General features: G+C 72.3%; 13 protein-coding genes. 3 read left to right on the top strand and 10 right to left on the bottom strand.

The window, feature by feature from the left end; translation table 11 throughout:
• Positions 1-73 precede the first annotated feature (73 nt).
• The 4 genes from ACWDNY_RS07060 to ACWDNY_RS07045 all read right to left on the bottom strand — a co-directional run bounded on the left by ACWDNY_RS07060 (position 74) and on the right by ACWDNY_RS07045 (position 5,367).
• Positions 74-1,426: a serine hydrolase domain-containing protein gene (locus ACWDNY_RS07060; RefSeq protein ID WP_451644691.1), complete on the bottom strand. Its 1,353-nt coding sequence runs from the start codon at positions 1,424-1,426 to the stop codon at positions 74-76.
• 100 nt (positions 1,427-1,526) lie between these two features.
• The gene (locus tag ACWDNY_RS07055; RefSeq protein ID WP_451644690.1) at positions 1,527-2,735 is read right to left on the bottom strand and encodes a cytochrome P450; all 1,209 of its coding nucleotides are present in this window, start codon (positions 2,733-2,735) and stop codon (positions 1,527-1,529) included.
• 1,087 nt (positions 2,736-3,822) lie between these two features.
• Positions 3,823-4,608, bottom strand: a complete 786-nt coding sequence (locus tag ACWDNY_RS07050; RefSeq protein WP_451644689.1) for a thioesterase II family protein — start codon at positions 4,606-4,608, stop codon at positions 3,823-3,825.
• A 279-nt stretch (positions 4,609-4,887) separates the two neighbouring features.
• On the bottom strand, positions 4,888-5,367 hold the full coding sequence (locus tag ACWDNY_RS07045; RefSeq protein ID WP_451644721.1) for an ATP-binding protein: 480 nt from the start codon (positions 5,365-5,367) through the stop codon (positions 4,888-4,890).
• Between the two features lie 183 nt (positions 5,368-5,550).
• Between ACWDNY_RS07045 and ACWDNY_RS07040 the strand changes: the two genes are divergently transcribed.
• Complete coding sequence (locus ACWDNY_RS07040) at positions 5,551-5,913, top strand: STAS domain-containing protein (RefSeq protein ID WP_451644688.1); 363 nt, start codon at positions 5,551-5,553, stop codon at positions 5,911-5,913.
• A 281-nt stretch (positions 5,914-6,194) separates the two neighbouring features.
• Here the strand turns inward: ACWDNY_RS07040 and nrfD are convergent, their stop codons facing one another.
• Genes nrfD through fdh form a run of 3 tightly spaced genes read right to left on the bottom strand, consistent with a single transcriptional unit; the run spans position 6,195 to position 11,556 of the window.
• A complete protein-coding gene (nrfD, locus tag ACWDNY_RS07035; protein WP_451644687.1) occupies positions 6,195-7,253 on the bottom strand; it encodes an NrfD/PsrC family molybdoenzyme membrane anchor subunit in 1,059 nt (352 codons plus the stop codon).
• The gene (locus tag ACWDNY_RS07030; protein ID WP_451644686.1) at positions 7,250-8,269 is read right to left on the bottom strand and encodes a 4Fe-4S dicluster domain-containing protein; all 1,020 of its coding nucleotides are present in this window, start codon (positions 8,267-8,269) and stop codon (positions 7,250-7,252) included. The genes nrfD and ACWDNY_RS07030 overlap by 4 nt, the downstream gene beginning before the upstream one ends.
• Positions 8,266-11,556, bottom strand: coding sequence for a formate dehydrogenase (gene fdh / locus ACWDNY_RS07025; RefSeq protein WP_451644685.1), 3,291 nt, complete (start codon positions 11,554-11,556; stop codon positions 8,266-8,268). Before fdh ends, ACWDNY_RS07030 begins: the two co-directional genes overlap by 4 nt.
• 262 nt (positions 11,557-11,818) lie before the next feature.
• Here fdh and ACWDNY_RS07020 point away from each other — a divergent pair, with 262 nt between their 5' ends.
• Positions 11,819-12,628, top strand: a complete 810-nt coding sequence (locus ACWDNY_RS07020) for a formate/nitrite transporter family protein (RefSeq protein WP_451644684.1) — start codon at positions 11,819-11,821, stop codon at positions 12,626-12,628.
• Between the two features lie 36 nt (positions 12,629-12,664).
• Here the strand turns inward: ACWDNY_RS07020 and thpD are convergent, their stop codons facing one another.
• The 3 genes from thpD to ectA form a co-directional block, all read right to left on the bottom strand.
• Positions 12,665-13,624, bottom strand: coding sequence for an ectoine hydroxylase (gene thpD / locus ACWDNY_RS07015; RefSeq protein ID WP_451644683.1), 960 nt, complete (start codon positions 13,622-13,624; stop codon positions 12,665-12,667).
• Positions 13,625-13,787: 163 nt separating this feature from the next.
• Complete coding sequence (ectB, locus tag ACWDNY_RS07010; protein WP_451644682.1) at positions 13,788-15,083, bottom strand: diaminobutyrate--2-oxoglutarate transaminase; 1,296 nt, start codon at positions 15,081-15,083, stop codon at positions 13,788-13,790.
• A 66-nt stretch (positions 15,084-15,149) separates the two neighbouring features.
• Positions 15,150-15,626, bottom strand: a complete 477-nt coding sequence (ectA, locus tag ACWDNY_RS07005; protein WP_451644720.1) for a diaminobutyrate acetyltransferase — start codon at positions 15,624-15,626, stop codon at positions 15,150-15,152.
• Positions 15,627-16,291: 665 nt separating this feature from the next.
• Between ectA and ACWDNY_RS07000 the strand changes: the two genes are divergently transcribed.
• Positions 16,292-16,843: a DoxX family membrane protein gene (locus ACWDNY_RS07000; RefSeq protein WP_451644681.1), complete on the top strand. Its 552-nt coding sequence runs from the start codon at positions 16,292-16,294 to the stop codon at positions 16,841-16,843.
• The last annotated feature ends 6 nt before the right edge of the window (positions 16,844-16,849 follow it).

The following is a 16,849-nucleotide window of genomic DNA, read 5'->3' as shown; positions in this document are numbered from 1 at the left end:
GCAGCCCTGGGGCCCACCGGAGCGGTGCGGTGGGTTCTCGCGCACGAAAGGGTGCGGCGGCGCTGCGTACGGCTCAGGCGGCGCCGGTGCGGCGGGCGGTGCGTCCGGAGATCTGCACGCGGTCCACCACGCCGGTGGCGGGATCGCGGTGGAAGCGTCCGCCCGGCTCGCGCCGGCCCGTGGCCGGATCGACCAGGTCGCAGGACAGGTCCGGATAGCACACGAGCGGGATCGGCAGGTCGCCGTCCACGGAGAGGGCGGGCGTACCGTCCGGGCGGAGCGTGATCCGGTACTCCGTGGGGCCGTTGGCATAGGTGCCCGCGCACTCGGGCGGGGTGACGGGACGCTCCCCGCGCGCGGGGGCCGGGACCGTCGGCACCCGCACCCCGGTGATCCGGGTGACGTCGTCGGCGAGGTCCCGCCAGAGCGCGGTCGCGCCTCCGGCGTTGCCGGTGAAGGCGACCACGACGCCGCTGTCCGGTTCGGCGCGCAGGTGGCAGGAGGTGCCCTGGGCGTTGCCGTCGTGGCCGTACCAGGTTCGGCCGTCGTGCCGGTACAGGGCGGGGCCCAGGCCCCAGGCGTCGGCCAGGGCTCCCGCCGCGGCGGCGGGTTCGGGCCGGCACATCCGCTCGGCGACGGCGGAGGGCAGGACGGCGGACCGTCCGATCAGTGCGCGGCCCAGTGCGAGCAGGTCCGCGGCGCCCGCCAGCAGGGCGCCGGCCGGCGCCTCGAGGGGAGCGAGGTTCTGGTGGGCCGGCAGGAGCCGTCCCGAAGCGGTGTTCAGCGCGTGGCCCCGTGCCCGGGGTCGGCCGGAGGCCGTGTCACCCAGGAACGCCGGTGCCGTGCCCAGGGGTTCGAGGATCAGCGCCCGCACCGCCTCGTGCCACGGCATACCGGTGACCCTCTCCACCAGTTGTCCGGCGGCGACGTAACCGGCGTTGGAGTAGGAGAAGTCGGTGCCTGGAGCGAACAGCGCGTCCTTGGCGGTGCAGACCTGCGACAGGTACCGGGAGGCGGTGGTGCGGGCGGCGGTGTCGGAGTCGGGCCCGGTGGGCAGGCCGGCGGTGTGGCTGAGCAGGTGGCGTATCTCCACCTTCGGTAACTCGCGCAGTTCGGGGAGGAGTTCGGCGACGGGGTCGTCCAGTTCCAGGTCGCCGTCGGCGACCAGGAGCATCACGAGCGCGGCGGTGTAGGGCTTGGTCAGGGACCCGAGGGGGACGGCGGTGTCGGCGGTGAAGGGCGTACCGGTGGCGGCGTCGGCCGTGCCGGTGTGCACGGTCAGCACGTCGGTGCCGGTCGTGACGGCCAGTTGGGCGCCGGGCACCCGGTGGACTCGGGCGAGGGCGTCCAGGCGGTCCTGAAGTTCCTCCCGTAGGAGGGACGGGCCGCGCTCGGCGACCGGAGCGGCGGTGGTGGTGTACGGCATGAGAAGGGGACTCCCGTTGACTGGGCCTCATTGCGGGTGACGGAGCCGGGCCCGCGGGTGAGCGGTGCGGGGCCGGCCCTGGTGCCTGTCGCGCCGGGCGCTACGGCCTGCTGACCTCGACCGGCAGGTGGCGCACGCCGACGATCACGGCCGGGTTCTGGAAGACGACGTCCGCGTAGGACGGGACCGCCAGGCTGCGGAATCGTTCATGCACCATGCACATGGCGATCCGGGCCTCCAGCCGGGCCAGGTGGGCACCGAAGCAGAAGTGGATGCCGTGCCCGAAGGTCAGATGGGGATTCGGGCTGCGGGTGACGTCGAATCGGTCCGGCGCGGTGAAGCGGGCCGGGTCGCGGTTGGCGGCGCCGAGGTGGGCCATCACGAGCGCGTCGGCGGGGAGCCGCTCACCGCCGAGGACCACGGGCCGGGTGGTGCGACGCCCCAGTTCGGGGAAGGGCGGCAGCCACCGCAGCACCTCCTCCAGGGCCACCGGGAGCTGGTCGGGGCGGGCGCGCAGCCGGGCGCCGGCGTCGGGGTGCCGGTCGAAGGCGACCACGGCGTTGCCGAGCAGGGCGGTGGTGGTGATGTGCCCGGCGACCAGCAGCAGGGCGACGAAGCCCACGATCTCCTGGTCCTCGAGACGGGCGCCGTCCACCTCGGCGGCGATGAGTCTGCTGGTGAGGTCCTCGCCGGGGTGCGCACGACGGTGGCGGATGTGCTCCAGCACGTAGCCGTTCATCTCGCGCACGGTGGGGGCGATGGCTTCCAGCGCCCGTTCCAGGTCGGCCATGTCGGGCGCCTCGCCGAGCTGGTCGCCGCTGAACAGGACGCCGGCCCACTCCTGGAAGAGTCTGTGCTCGCCGGCCGGAACGCCGAGGAGTTCGGCGATGACGATGATGGGGAGCGGATAGGCCAGCGCGTCGACCAGGTCGAATCTGTCCCGGTCGGCGACGGCGTCCAGCAGCCGTGCGCACACGGCCTCGATGCGCGGTTCCAGTCCCCGCACCACGCGGGGGGTGAACGCCTGGCTCACCAGGGTGCGGAGCTTGCGGTGCTCCGGCGGGTCCATCCCGACGAAGTTGCCCTGCCGGAAGGTCTCGAAGTCCTGCTGGGTGGGCGCGATCGGGGAGAGGTCCGAGGAGTACGTCGCCGGGTCGGCGAGTACGGCGGTGACGGTGTCGTGGTCCACGGCCTGCCAGACGCCCTGGGCCTCGTCGTGGCGCACCGGGCCGGCCTCACGCAGAGCCCGCCAGCGCTCGGGTAATGCCTCGACCGGTAACGGCTCACCGGTCACTTGCTTACTGATCACTTGTTCTCCTCGCTCGGGCCGGCGCAGGGGCGCGGCACGGCCGCGCATGCCGCTGTGTCTGCTGTTTCGGTGTACTGCCCAGGGGGCGGCCACGGACCCCACTCGGATGCTTCCGGCACGGACGGGCCACCTTGCCCGGGAGGGGCGATGGACCTCGTCACGCCGACTGCGGCGCCTCACCGCGGACGTGACGGACCGCCAGTGAGATGATCCGGGGCTTCGGTGGACGACGCGCCGGCCGGCACGCCGCCAGTCGCTCATCGGGGCCGGCCGCGCGGCCTCAACACATCCGGCGGAAGAGGCCGGGGCTCCTTGTGCGTTCGTTCCCCCACATCGGTGCCCGCGTCGCGGACCGACCCGACATCGCAATCCCCCCAGTGATACCTTCCGCGCGCTTTCCGCGCGGTGCTCTCCCCCAGCACACATGAACTCACGACGGACCCCAGGGGCCCCGACGCCCGGAACGCGGTGAGCGAGGACGCGCATCCGACAGGTCCTGTCCGATGGTTGGCACAGTGCGCACTCCAGAACACCTTCGTTCCAGTCGAACTCGGCCACAGTCTTCACGGCGAGTCACCCGATAGCAACCCCCTGAGGTTTCACTCAGAGTGCTCGTCTCGGGCTTCCACCGTGACCATCGATCGGCCTCGGCGGATCTCGCCTCGTGCGGGTCTCGCCTTGTGCGACGGTCCGGCCGGATCGTCGCCCCGGCGTGTGCCCCGGCGCCCCTCCTTCAAACTCACCGATCTCGAAAGAATCTTTCCCCGCATACCCGGCACCCCCTCGACCAGGGCCGTTGCCCGGACACCGCAAAACGGCGGGTGCGGCCTCCCGATGGCCGGTCATGTACCGGCGCACGCACGGCGATTCGGCCAGTCGTCGATGCGAGGGGGTACCGGGGGCGGCCGGCGGGCGGTGCGGCGGCGGGAGCGGGCCCCGAACGTGAAGGCACGAAGGGGCGCACGGTTACCGTGCGTGCGCGGGTGCGTGCTTCCGATGCGGCCCGGCAGGTGCGGTCCGTCCCGCTGGCGGCCGCGGCAGCGGGATCGGGACCGGGGCTCCGGTCACCGGAGTGACCCGACCTTTCTCACCCGCCGTCCGCACCCGCCGCCGGACCGGCACCCTGGGATCCGGCCCAGTCCGCCACCAGTTCGGCCACGAGGTCCACGCGGTCCATGAGGAAGAAGTGGCCGCCGGGGAAGGTCCGCAGCTGGAAGTCCGAGGACGTGTGCCCCTTCCAGGCGGCGGCCTCCTCGACGGTCACCTGGGGGTCCCGCTCTCCGGTGAGGCACAGGACGGGCACGCCGACCGCGGTGTCCACCGCCGGCCGGTACCGCGCGACCGCGCGGTAGTCGTTGCGCAGGGCGGGCAGGAAAAGGTCCATCAGCTCCGGGCTGCGGATGAGTTCGGCGTCGGTGCCGCCCAGCCGGAGGAGGTGGTCGAGGAGTTCCCGGTCCGTCTCGCCGCGGAAGGTGCTCTCGCGCGGCACCGACGGCGCGCCCCGTCCGGAGACGACCAGCCGGCACGAGTCGGCGGCGTGCCCGGCGGCCAGCCGGAGCACCGTCTCGTAGGCCACGCTCGCCCCCATGCTGTGCCCGAACAGGACGAGCGGCGCGCCGTCGTGGGCGTAGCGCCGCAGCGAGGACGCCACCTGGTCGGCGAGCCGTTCCACGGTGGGGACGAGGGGTTCGCCGAGGCGCTCCTGCCGGCCGGGGTACTGGACGGCGCTGACGTCGAAGGTTTCCGGAAGGTGCCGCGCGAGCGGCAGGAAGTACGTCGCGGCGCCGCCCGCGTGCGGGAGGAACACCACGTGCGCCGCGGCGTCCCGTCCACGGCGCAGCTCCCGGATCCAGGGGTCCTTGCCTACCGTCACCTTCGTCCACCCTCCCCAGCCGGCACCCGATCCGGCATCTCGGCGTCCACAGCGGTGCGGGCCGCCCCGGCATCGCTGACCGGCCGGACGGCCCTCGCCCATCCTGGACCCGGAGGCGGGTGCGGGCGACGACTTCCGGCCAGCCGCCCACGGCCGGTCCGGCGCGATCTCACGCCCGCGCCCCGGTCGATCCGGACGCGGGGTCCGCACCCGGGTTCCGGACGTGGGGGCCCGGGTGCGCCGGGCGGGAGCCGTGGCCGCGGCGGCCGATCGCGTCGGTCAGAGGGGGCGGTGGCCGGCGACGTCCCCGCCGGGGTCGTCCATGAGGGCCAGGCGGGCGGTGATGCGCTTGCCGACCGGTTCGCGCTGCGCCTCGAAGCCCTGGCAGACGGCCATCACGATCTCCAGGCCGTGCTGGCCCACCCGGCCCGCGTCCGCGGCCCTGGCCACCGGCAGCACCGGGTCGGTGTCCCACACCTCCACCTCGACCAGCCCGCCGGTCACGCGCAGGTCCAGCAGGATGGGACCGGGCGCGTACTTCCGGGAGTTGGTGACCAGTTCACTGACCACGAGCTGGGTCAGGTCCAGGGCGCGCTGGGAGACGGGGATTCCGTGCACGGACTGGACGGTCGTCAGGAACTCGGCGGCGAGGTGACGGGCCTGGGCGATACAGGTACCGTCCCCGTCCAGGGTGGCCGAGGCGCGGATGGCGCCGGTGTCCGGCGCCAGCCCGTCCTCCCCCAAGGGCGCAGGTTCCATCCAGACCGCCTTCACTCCGTTCACGACCCGCTCCTACCCGGGGGCACGCCCCCTACGCCTCCGTGCGCCCCCGCCACACCTGTGGTCTCGGGCACACGGGTGCATCACCCCCGTGATCCCGGGGCACCATACGCTGGATCCGGTTTCGGACAGGCGGGTCACGACACATGCACAGAGGACGAGATGGCGGAAACCGGCACAACACGGGGCTCCGGGCGGCTGTCGGTCGTCTCCACGGCGACGGACGGCGTGCGCGTCCTGACCGTGGCCGGTGAGATCGACCACCACACCGTCGGCGCCCTCCAGAACGCCCTGTCTGCCGACGCCGGCGCCTCCCCGCGCACCGTCGCCGACATGCGACAGGTCAGCTTCATGGACTCCACCGGCATCAACGCCCTCATCGCCGCCCACCACCACCTCACCCGGGCCGGCGGCTGGCTCCGCCTGGCGGCGCCCCAGGCACCGGTGATGCGCATCGTCGAGCTCGTCGGCGTCGACGCCGTCATCCCCTGCCATCCCACCCTCCGCGAGGCGCTCACGCCTTGAGAACGCCCGCGGCACGGGGTGGACACCGACGGCACCGGCCGACAGCCGCACCGACGCCACGACCGCCCGATCCCCGGGAACGCTCAGGCCCCGTTCGTGCGCACGGTCCCCGAAACCCGCAACCGGTCGCTGGAGGACATCGAGCGGGCGCTGCGCAGCCCCGGCCCGCCGCCGGGAACCTGTCCGAGGCATCGTGAACACCCCCGGGGACCGGCCGTCCCGGCCCCTGCACGGCTCGGCCGGGACGGCCGGTCCCGGTGCGGCTGGTGGAGCCCCGCGGATCAGCCGGTGACGTGCCGCCCGCCGCGGGCGCGCAGGCGTTCACGCTGGGGCACCACGACGTAGGCCGGGTCCTTCGTCGACGCGACGCCCGCGTCGAAGGTGCCGAACCGTTGCAGAGCGCTGCCGGCGAGCAGGGCCAGCCCGGCCGCCGCCGCGGCCGGGCGGCTGCGGCGGGCGACGGTCACCGCGGCCAGGACCCCGCCCAGAGTCAGGTACTCCGAGGCACGCCGCAGGCGGTGGGCCCGGCCCCTGGTGTAGGCCTTGAGCTCCAGGCCCGGCCGGCGCTCGATCAGCCGGGCGGCGACGAGTTCGGCCGCCGCGCCCACCGCGGCCAGTCGCCGGGCCGGGCCCGCCTCGGCCACCGGCGCCAGCAGCATGCCGAGTCCGCCCCCGCTCGCGGCCGCGGAGCCGGTGAACAGGAAGGGCAGTTCGCGGCGGGCCTCGTGCCAGGCCGGGACGGCCGTCTGGGAGAGCAGCACCGCGGTGTAGGCGGCCACGCCGGGAGCGAAGGCGGCCGCGGACAGACCGGCCGGGCGGGCGGCGCCCCGCAGCAGGCGGCCGGCCAGGGTGCCGCGCAGGGAGGCGGGCAGCAGTTCGGCCGTGGCGGCCAGGGCGCTGCCGGGCCCGTAGCCGACGAGGATCCAGGTGCCGACGGACATCGGCGAACTCGGCTTCGCCACCCGCAGCATGTGGTGGAAGCGTTCGGGGCGGCCGAGGTCGGCGATCAGCAGGTACGTGCTGGCCAGCAGCGCGCCGAAGCCACCCAGGCGCCCGGCCCGGCGCAGCGCCGGGAGGCCGGTCAGGTCCGCGCCGGCCGACAGCAGGGTGGCACCGGCCGACAGGCCGCCGGTGAACAGGTAGGCGGGGACCTTCCACTCCCACACCGGCGGTTTCAGCACCGGCCGTCCGTAGTAGGAGCGGAACTCGCCGTCCGGCCCGGCGGTCCGCCCGGGGTGCGCGCCGCCGCGGTCGCGGCCCGAGGCGAAGGTGCGTGCCCAGACGTCGGCGGCGCCCGCGTCGCTGCGCGGCTCACGGAGGACGGGGTCGTCGTCGGTCATCGGGGGCCTTTCTTGAGGAAGACGGCAACGGCCGCCGCGAGCATGGCCGAGGCCGCCACACCGGCGTGCTTCCACATGGACGGCAGGTCGCGTGTGGGCACCACGGGGTCCGGCGGCAGTCCGTAGACCTCCGGTTCGTCGAGCAGCAGGAAGAAGGCGCCGTCACCGCCCACTCCGTCGTCCGGGTCGCGGCCGTAGAGCCGTGCCTCCTCCACGCCCGCCTCGTGCAGTTGCTCCAGTCGCCGGTCGGCCCGCTCCCGCAGCTCGTCGAGCGGACCGAACTGGATGGAGTCGGTGGGGCACGCCTTGGCACAGGCCGGTTCCAGGCTGCCGCGCAGACGGTCGTAGCACAGGGTGCACTTCCAGGCCCGGCCGTCGTCGGGCCGCCGGTCGATGACGCCGTACGGGCAGCCGGACACGCAGTAGCCGCAGCCGTTGCAGATGTCGGGCTGGACCACCACCGTGCCGAACTCGGTGCGGAAGAGCGCACCGGTGGGGCACACGTCGAGGCATCCGGCGTGGGTGCAGTGCTTGCACACGTCGGACGACATCAGCCAGCGGAAGTCGGTGCGGGCCCCGGCGCCGGTGGAGGCGCCGGGCAGGTCGAAGGAGGGGAAGCCGAGGTCCACCGGCCCGGTGCCCAGTTCACCACCGCCTCTGGGGGCGCCCCGCAGGGCGTGCGCGGTGACCTGAGCCGTGTGCTCGGTGGCGGAGGGGCCGGTGGGCAGGTCCGACAGGCCCGGGTCCTGCCGTCCCAGCGGGCGTTCCTGCTCGACGAAGGCGACGTGCCGCCAGGAACTCGCGCCGAGCATGCCGGTGTTGTCGAACGACATCCCGAGCAGGTCGAGGCCGTCGTCGGGGACGTCGTTCCACTCCTTGCAGGCGACCTCGCACGCCTTGCAGCCGATGCACACGGAGGTGTCGGTGAAGAAGCCGACCCGCGGCGGGTGGTCGCGGTGGCCGGCGTCGGCGGCGGGGTCCTTCAGGGGACCGTACAGGCTGTGCTCGTCCGTCATGAAGTGCCCTCCGGCCGGTCCTGTTCGATGTGGGCCGGCATGTGGCCGTCACCGGCCGTCGCGATACGGGTGCCGGTCGCCGGGGTGATCCCGGCCCGGCGGCGGTAGTCCTCCACGTACTCCAGCAGCGCGGGGCCCCTCGGCCGCCGTCCCGAACGGACGTCGCAGGTCAGCACCTTGCTCTCCTGGATGAGCACGTTGGGGTCGGCCACCACCCCGAGGAGGTCGTTGACCACGTCGCCGCTGGACAGGCCCGCGTGACCCCAGTGGTAGGGCATCCACACCTGGTGGATGGTGCGGCCCTCGACCCGCAGCGGGGCCAGCCGGTCGGTGACGAGGACGCGCGCCTCCACCGCCGTCCGGCTGGTGATCACGTGGGCCCAGTCCATGTGGCGCAGCCCGCGTTCGGCCGCCAGTTCCGGCGACACCTCCACGAACAGCTCCGGCTGCAGCTCCGCGAGGTACGGCAGCTGGCGGCTCATGGCTCCGGCGGTGTGGTGCTCGGTGAGCCGCGCCGCCGTGAACACGAAGGGGAACACCTCGCTGTGCGCTTCGGGCGGGGCCGGGTTGGAGGGATTGTCGCGGCGCCCGTACACCTTGCGCGCGGGGTTGGCCTGCTGGCCGTAGAGGAGGTTGCGCACGGGCGACTCGTGCGGCTCGTAGTGGGTGGGCAGCGGGCCGTCCGCCAGGCCGCTGGGCGCGAACAGCCAGGCCTTGCCGTCGGCCATCATGATGAACGCGTCGTCGCCGCTCAGCGCCTCGGGACCCGAGGCCCCCTCGGGCGGACGGTAGTGCGGCGGCTTCTTCCTCTCGAAGTCCGGGGTGTCGTACCCGGTCCACTCGCCGCGTTCCTCGTCCCACCAGACGAGGGCCTTGCGTTCGCTCCAGGGCCTGCCCTGCGGGTCGGCCGAGGCGCGGTTGTAGAGCACGCGCCGGTTCAGCGGCCAGGTCCAGCCCCACTCGGCCTCGTACGGCCCCTGCTCGAAGCGGGACTTGCGGCGCCGGGCCTGGTTGACCTCGTCGGCGTACACGCCGCTGTAGATCCAGCAGCCGCAGGACGTGCTGCCGTCGGCCTTGAGGTCGGGGTAGCCGCTGACGGCGCGCCCGGTGCGCAGGTCGATCCCGTTGATGTGGCGCAGGACGTCCGCCGCGGACGGCTCGTCGCCCTCGGTGCGGTAGTCCCAGGCGAGGTCGAGGACGGGACGGTCGCGGTGGTCCGTCGAGCCGGCCAGCCTCTCCTTGATGCGCCGGCCGAGGTGGTAGAAGAACCACAGTTCCGAGCGCTGGTCACCGCTGGGTTCGACGGCCTGGTCCCGCCACTGCAGCATCCGCTGGGTCTGGGTGAAGGTGCCGGACTTCTCCACGTGCGAGGCGGCGGGGAAGAAGAACACCTCCGTGCGGCAGCGCTCGGGAACGATCTCCCCCGTCTCGATCTCGGGGGCGTCCTTCCAGAAGGTGGCGCTCTCGATCATGGTGAGGTCGCGGACGACCAGCCAGTCGAGGTTGGCCATGCCCAGGCGCTGCAGGCGGCCGTGGGCCGAGCCGACCGCGGGGTTCTGGCCCAGCAGGAAGTATCCGAAGACCTTCCCGTCGACCATGTCCATGGCGGTGCGGTAGGTGCCGTGGTCGCCGTTGATGCGGGGCAGGTAGTCGAAGCAGTAGTCGTTGTCCGCCGTCGCCGCGTCGCCCCAGTACTCCTTGAGCAGCGAGATCATGTAGGCGTCGGCGTTGCCCCAGAACCCCTTCTGCCGGGGGCTGCGGACCGCGTCGAGGTACCCGGCCAGGTCCCGGTGCGTGGTGTCCGGCATCGGCAGGTAGCCGGGCAGCAGGTTGAACAGGGTGGGGATGTCCGTGGAGCCCTGGATGCTGGCGTGCCCGCGCAGTGCGTAGATCCCGCCGCCGGGGCGGCCGATGTTGCCCAGCAGCAGCTGGATGATCGAGCCGGCCCGGATGTACTGGGCGCCGACGGAGTGCTGGGTCCAGCCGACGCTGTACACCAGCGCGGCCGTGCGCTCCCGCCCGGAGTTCTCCGTCCAGGCCCGGGCCACGTCCAGGAACAGCTCGCGGGGCACTCCGCAGATCCGTTCGACCATCTCCGGGGTGTAGCGCGCGAAGTGCCGTTTGAGGACCTGGTAGACGCAGCGCGGGTGCTGCAGGGTCGGGTCGGAGGCGATCTCCTCGGCGCCTCCCTCGATGACCGGGCCGCCGGCGCCGTGCTGGTAGGGCGCTGCCTGCTCCTTGTGCCGTTGGCCCGCGCGCTCCTCCGTGTCGACGCTCTCGTAGGCCCAGCTGGAGGAGTCGTAGGAGGCGGTGTGCGGGTCGTAGCCGCTGAACAGCCCGTCCAGGTCCTCGGTGTCCTGGTACCGCTCACTCAGCAGGAAGGGGGCGTTGGTGTACGCCTGCACGTACTCCTTGAAGCAGAGGTCGTTGGACAGGACGTAGTGGACGATGCCCCCGAGGAAGGCCATGTCGGTGCCCGCCCGCAGGTTGACGTGCTGGTCGGCCAGCGCGCTGGTGCGGGTGAACCGCGGGTCGATGTGGATGACCCGGGCGCCGCGCGACTTGGCCTCCATGACCCACTGGAACCCGACGGGGTGGGCCTCCGCCATGTTCGAGCCCATGATGATGATGCAGTCGGCGTTGACCAAGTCCTGCTGGTAGTCGGTCGCGCCGCCGCGTCCGAACGAGGTTCCCAGACCGGGAACGGTGGCGGAGTGTCAAATACGCGCCTGGTTCTCGATCTGTAGTGCGCCCAGGGCGGTGAACAACTTCTTGATCAGGTAGTTTTCCTCGTTGTCCAGCGTCGCGCCGCCCAGGCTGGCGATGCCCATGGTGCGGCGGAGCGTGTTCCCGGACTCGTCCTCGTCCTGCCAGCCCTTGCGCCGCGCGTCCAGCACCCGGTCCACGACCATCTCCATGGCCGTTTCCAGGTCCAGCTCCTGCCATTCGGTGCCGTACGGCGGCCGGTAGCGCACCTTCTGTTCCCGCTGCGGGCCGGTGACGAGCTGCTTGCTGGCCGACCCCTTCGGGCACAGCCGGCCGCGGGAGATGGGGCTGTGCGGGTTGCCCTCGATCTGGATGACCCGCTCGTTCTCGACGTAGACCCGCTGGGCGCAGCCCACCGCGCAGTACGGGCAGATCGAGTCGACCACCCGGTCCGCGCGGTCCGTCCGGGGCACGAGACCGGCCGAGCGCCGGGACTGGGCCGCCTTGCCGCGCCCCAGCCGATCGGCACCGGTGAGCTGCCGGTACACCGGCCACTCCCCGAGCCACCGTTTCAGGCCCATTCACCTGCTCCTTCGTGCGGGGGCGTACACCTTCTCAGACTGTACGCCGGGGGTGCGGGCACGCAAGCGGTGCGGAACGATCATCCCGGAGCGCGGCGCACGGCGGCTTTCGTCGCCGACCGGCCGTCGGTTCCGCCGGCCGCACCGTGGCGGCGTGAGCGGCGGCGTCCGCGGCCGGTCGCACACAAGGTGTGTTCCACCGATTCCTGCGACTATGCCGACAGGAACACTTCCGCGGTGACGAGAGAGCGGAGGAACCGCCATGCAGCCGAACGACCACATCATGGAGGGCCCCGGGGAGCGGCGCGTCGCCGAAGCCGCGGAACGGATCGTCGCCGAGGGCCGGCCGCGGCTGCACCGGACCTGGACGTCGCTGGTGGCGACCTCGCTGCTCGGCGGCATCGATGTCGGTGTCGGCATCATGACCCTGCTGTTCGTGCGGCAGGAGACCGGCAGCGCGCTGCTGGCCGGACTGGCCTTCTCGGCGGGGCTGATCGCCCTGCTGCTCGGCCACAGCGAGCTGTTCACGGAGGGCTTCCTGGTGCCCGTCGTCACCGTGGTCGCCGGGGCGGCCACCTGGCTGGACCTGCTGCGCATGTGGCTGGTGGTCCTGGTGATGAACCTGGTCGGCGGATGGGTGTTCACCTGGCTGGTCATGCAGGCCTTTCCGGAGCTGCACCGCACCGCGGCCACCCTGGGCGCGCACTTCGTCAACGGGGGCTACACGCTGGGCACCTTCTGCCTCGCCGTGCTGGGAGGCGCCGTCATCACGCTGATGACCCGCATGCACCACGGCACCGAGTCGATGACCGGGAAGCTCGTCGCCTCGATCACCGCCGCGTTCGCCCTGGCCGGTCTCGGGCTGTGGCATTCGATCCTGGACTCCCTGATCGCGTTCGCCGGCCTGCACGCCGGAGGGACGGCGTACGGCTACGCCGCCTGGCTGGGTTGGCTGGGCTGGGCGGTGCTGGGCAACATCGTCGGCGGCCTCGTACTGACGACGGGGCTGCGCCTCGTGCGCAGTTCCCCGGTGCTGAACGCCGAGGGCCCTGCGGAGGAGGCGGGCACCTGAGAGGTCCAGGGCGCGTCGGGCCGTGCCCGCCCCCGTTCACCGCTTCGGTCCGGGCCGGCGCCCGCCGGTGTCCGGACGGGGCGTGGAGCGGGACCTCACGGGCGTGAACTCACGCGCTCCGACGAACGCGGGCCGCCGTGCCGGGGCCGCGAAGGGCTCCACGGGCGTGTTCTCCACGCTGTTGAACACGATGAACGCGTTGCTGCGCGGGTACGGCGTGATGTTGTCGCCGGAGCCGTGCATGCAGTTGGAGTCGAACCACGTCGCGGAGCCGGCCCGGCCCGTGATCAGCCGGATGCCGTTCGGCTCGGCCAGCGCGGCGATCGCCTCGTTCGACGGGGTCCCCGCCTCCTGCATCCTCAGCGACGTCCGGTAGTTGTCCTCGGGCGTCTCGCCCGCACAGCCCAGGAAGGTCCGGTGCGAGCCGGGAATGATCATCAGGCTTCCGTTGGTGGCGTGGTTGTCGGTGAGCGCGATCGACACCGACACGGCGCGCATGCGGGGCAGACCGTCCTCCGCGTGCCAGGTCTCGAAGTCGGAGTGCCAGTAGAAGCCGCTCGCCCCGAAGCCGGGTTTGACGTTGATGCGGGACTGGTGGACGTACACGTCGGAGCCGAGGATCTGGCGGGCCGCTCCCACGACCCGCTCGTCGGCCACCAGCGCGGCGAAGGCCTCGCTCGTCCGGTGCACCTCGAACACGGAGCGGATGTCCTGCGACGCCGGCTCGACGACGGCGCGCTCGTCGGCGCGGATCGCCGGGTCGCGGACCAGCCTGTCCAGCTCGGCGCGGTAGAAGGCCACCTCGTCGGGGTCCAGCAGCGCGTCCACGGTGGTGAAACCGGTGTGCTCGTAGTCCGCCAGCGCCGCTCGGCCGAGGGGGCCCGGGGTACCGGGCGCGGACCACACCACGGGGTCCCGGCGCGGCACCGTCCCCTCGGTCGTGCCACGGGTCGGGTACGCGTCGGCGGTCCGGCGGTGGTTGGAGAGCGTCGTCATGGTGTCCTCACGCCTTCTCGATCGCGGATGTCGTCAGCAGCGGGTACACGCCGTTCTCGTCGTGGTCCTCCAGACCGGTCGGAGGCGGGCTGAAGACGCGTCGTCCCCTCCCTTCATCGGGTGGGCAGTCGCCTGCGCGGCCCCTCGGGTGCCGCCGGCGCGCTCAGCGGCCGGAGGGTGACCGCGGCGGGCGCTCGGTCTCCCGCACCGCGCGGCCGAACAGCGCCAGGCCCTCCTCCAGCTCCTCGTCACTGATCGTCAACGGTGGGAGCAGCTTGGCGACCTCGCCCTCGGGGCCGGAGGTCTCCAGGAGCAAGCCCCGTTCGAAGGCGCGCGCGCAGACGGCGGCGGCCTGTGAGGCGTCGGCGAACTCCATGCCCCACGCCAGGCCCCGGCCGCGCACGCTGGGGGCGGGGGCCGGCCCGTCGGCGGCGATGGCGTTCAGCGCCTGCCTGACCTGCTCGCCCCGGCCCAGGGTCTGCTTCTCCAGCCGGCCGTCGCTCCAGTACTCCTCCAGCGCGGCGGTGGCCGTCACGAAGGCCGGGTTGCAGCCGCGGAAGGTGCCGTTGTGCTCTCCGGGCTCCCAGACGTCCAGCTCGGGACGGAACAGGGTCAGCGCCATCGGCAGTCCGTACCCGCTGACGGACTTCGACAGCGTCACGATGTCCGGGGTGATGCCGGCCTCCTCGAAGGAGAAGAACGCACCGGTGCGGCCGCAGCCCATCTGGATGTCGTCGACGATCAGCAGCATGTCCGTGCGACGGCACAGTTCGGCGAGGTCACGCAGCCACTCGGAACGCGCGACGTTGATCCCGCCCTCGCCCTGCACGGTCTCCACGATCACGGCCGCCGGGGGGTTGAGACCTGAGCCCTCGCTCGCGAGCAGCCGCTCAAGCCACGGCATGTCCGGCGTCGCCCCGTCCCGGCAGTGGTCGAAGGGCATGGGGGTGGCGTGCACCAGCGGGATGCCGGCGCCCGCCCGTTTGAAGGCGTTGCCGGTGACGGCGAGAGAGCCCAGCGTCATTCCGTGGAACGCGTTGGTGAAGAAGACGACGGATTCCCTGCGTTTGACCTTGCGGGCCAGTTTCAGGGCGGCTTCGACGGCGTTCGTCCCGGCAGGCCCTGGGAACATCACCTTGTAGGGCAGCTCGCGCGGCTCGAGCACCGTCTCCCGGAAGGTTTCCAGGAATACCCGCTTCGCGGCCGTCGACATATCGAGGGCGTGAGTGACACCGTCCCGCTCGACGTAGTCGAGAAGCGCGCGTTTCAGCACCGGATGATTGTGCCCGTAGTTCAGGGTTCCAGCACCGGAGAAGAAGTCGAGATAGGGTCTTCCGTCTTCGTCGTACATTCGGCTGCCGAGAGCTCGGTCGAATACCGTGGGCCAGCCCCGGCAATAACTTCGCACTTCGGATTCAAGGCTTTCGAAGACATGGGAGTCGGGCTGCGTGACCGCCATGATGGCACGCTCCTCAACACAGAAGAACCAAATCGGATGTGCGGACCCGTCCACGGCACCCGGTGATCAGCGCAGCGGCCCGATGCGGTACAGGTCCTCGGCCTCATGGGTGGCGTCGGGGAAGAATTCGGCCGGGAAGAGCGGCTCGCGTTCGAACGGCGCCGCGTGGCGCTCCGCGAACGACCGGAACAGCCTGCGTGAGGCGGTGTTGCCCGGGCTGATCGTCGTCTCCAGGCAGCGGAGGACACCGCGGGAGACCAGCCGGGCCGTGAGGTGGTCCAGCATGGCACTGGCGATGCCCCGGCCCCGCTGCTCCCGATCCACGGCGATCTGCCAGACGACGAGGGTGTCGGGCCGCTCGGGGCGGCGGAACCCCGTGACGAATCCCACCGGCACGCCATCGGGACCCGAGGCCACCACGGAAGTGCGCGCGAAGTCCCTGAACCACAGCAGATAGCTGTAGGCGGAGTTCACGTCAAGTACCTGTGAATCGCGGGCGATACGCCACGCTGCGGCCCCGTGCCTGACCGTGGGTGTTTCCATGACCAGTGTGCCCACAAGCGCACACCTCGCTCTCACGGCGGATCACCGGGTGGGATTCGTTCCACCTGATCGACACGCATTCCCGTGCGTCCGCCTTATGGTCGCCGAACCGACGGCGAATCGCCTCACCGTCGGACTCGAGCATGTGAGGGTCCGCGCGACGAAGAGCCACTCACATACTGGCCGATTCGATGCTACGTCAGCAGGGTGGTGAATGGCCAGACGAGGCTTCCCGGTTTGAGTGGCGGCAAAACCTGGTAATACCCTCGCCCTCTCGTGGGGAAACCGGCGTCGAAACCACGTCGCCGCCTTCGGGTGCATCGGGTGCAGAATCCCGAGGCGCGGGCTCGGCAGGGCGATCGGGGGGTGGTGCCGGGCCGCTGGGCCGCGGGCCCCGGGCGCGTCTTCGCGGCCGCGCACCGAGGCCGGCACGCCGGCCGCACCCCCACCGCGGTCGCGCGGTCGCGTTCCTTCGCCGCCGAGTAAAGGATGGGAGGAGCACGGCCCACGAAGGGCGGCCGCCGGACTCGCGATCGCGGCGCCCGGCGGTGTCCCGGTCCTCCTTCGGGTGCGTCGCGAGGGCGTCACGCTCAGCGGACCAGTGGCTCCGCGGTCAGCCGGACGGTCGGGCATCGCTCCGGGCCGCGGGGCGGAGGAGAGCCACCATGAACCACACTGCCCGGCGACTGCGTGCGTCGCCCGATGATCGTCACCGTGCCGCGGCACCCCCCGGGGTCTCCGCCGGCGACTGTGGTCTGCTCCTCCTCCGGCTCACCTTCGGCCTGCTGATGGCGGGGCACGGCGCGCAGAAGCTCTTCGGCCTGTTCGGCGGACCGGGCCTCACCGCCACCGGCAAGGCGTTCGCCGCGCTGGGGTACCGGCCCGGCAAGGTCTACGCCGTGATCGGCGGCGGCTCGGAACTCCTCGGAGGTCTCGGGCTGGCCCTGGGGCTGCTCACGCCGCTGGCGGCGGCAGCCGTGATCGGCGTGATGATCAATGCCATGGTGACCGTCGCCGCGGCTCACGGGCTGTGGGCGGTGCAGGGCGGCCTGGAGTACAACGCCGGCATCGCGGTCGCCGCGCTCGCCGTCGCCGCCATCGGTCCGGGAAGACTGTCGCTGGACCGTCCCTTCCGCTGGGGAAAGGGCGGCTGGGGCGAAGCCGCCGTCGCCCTGCTGCTCGGCGGCCTCGGCGCCGCCGTCGTGCTGCTCCTGTGAGGGCCG

Source organism: Streptomyces sp. NPDC003697, from assembly GCF_053587115.1.
Note: the sequence above shows the minus strand (reverse complement) of the source record. Positions and strands in the feature narration are given on the sequence as shown.

Coding starts and splice junctions, on each gene's coding strand:
- ACWDNY_RS07000 (WP_451644681.1), top strand. CDS start 16,292: ATGAACCACACTGCCCGGCGACTGCGTGCGTCGCCCGATGATCGTCAC.
- ACWDNY_RS07040 (WP_451644688.1), top strand. CDS start 5,551: ATGGCGGAAACCGGCACAACACGGGGCTCCGGGCGGCTGTCGGTCGTC.
- nrfD (WP_451644687.1), bottom strand. CDS start 7,253: ATGACCGACGACGACCCCGTCCTCCGTGAGCCGCGCAGCGACGCGGGC.
- ACWDNY_RS07030 (WP_451644686.1), bottom strand. CDS start 8,269: ATGACGGACGAGCACAGCCTGTACGGTCCCCTGAAGGACCCCGCCGCC.
- ectB (WP_451644682.1), bottom strand. CDS start 15,083: ATGGCGGTCACGCAGCCCGACTCCCATGTCTTCGAAAGCCTTGAATCC.
- ACWDNY_RS07060 (WP_451644691.1), bottom strand. CDS start 1,426: ATGCCGTACACCACCACCGCCGCTCCGGTCGCCGAGCGCGGCCCGTCC.
- thpD (WP_451644683.1), bottom strand. CDS start 13,624: ATGACGACGCTCTCCAACCACCGCCGGACCGCCGACGCGTACCCGACC.
- ectA (WP_451644720.1), bottom strand. CDS start 15,626: ATGGAAACACCCACGGTCAGGCACGGGGCCGCAGCGTGGCGTATCGCC.
- ACWDNY_RS07045 (WP_451644721.1), bottom strand. CDS start 5,367: ATGGAACCTGCGCCCTTGGGGGAGGACGGGCTGGCGCCGGACACCGGC.
- ACWDNY_RS07020 (WP_451644684.1), top strand. CDS start 11,819: ATGCAGCCGAACGACCACATCATGGAGGGCCCCGGGGAGCGGCGCGTC.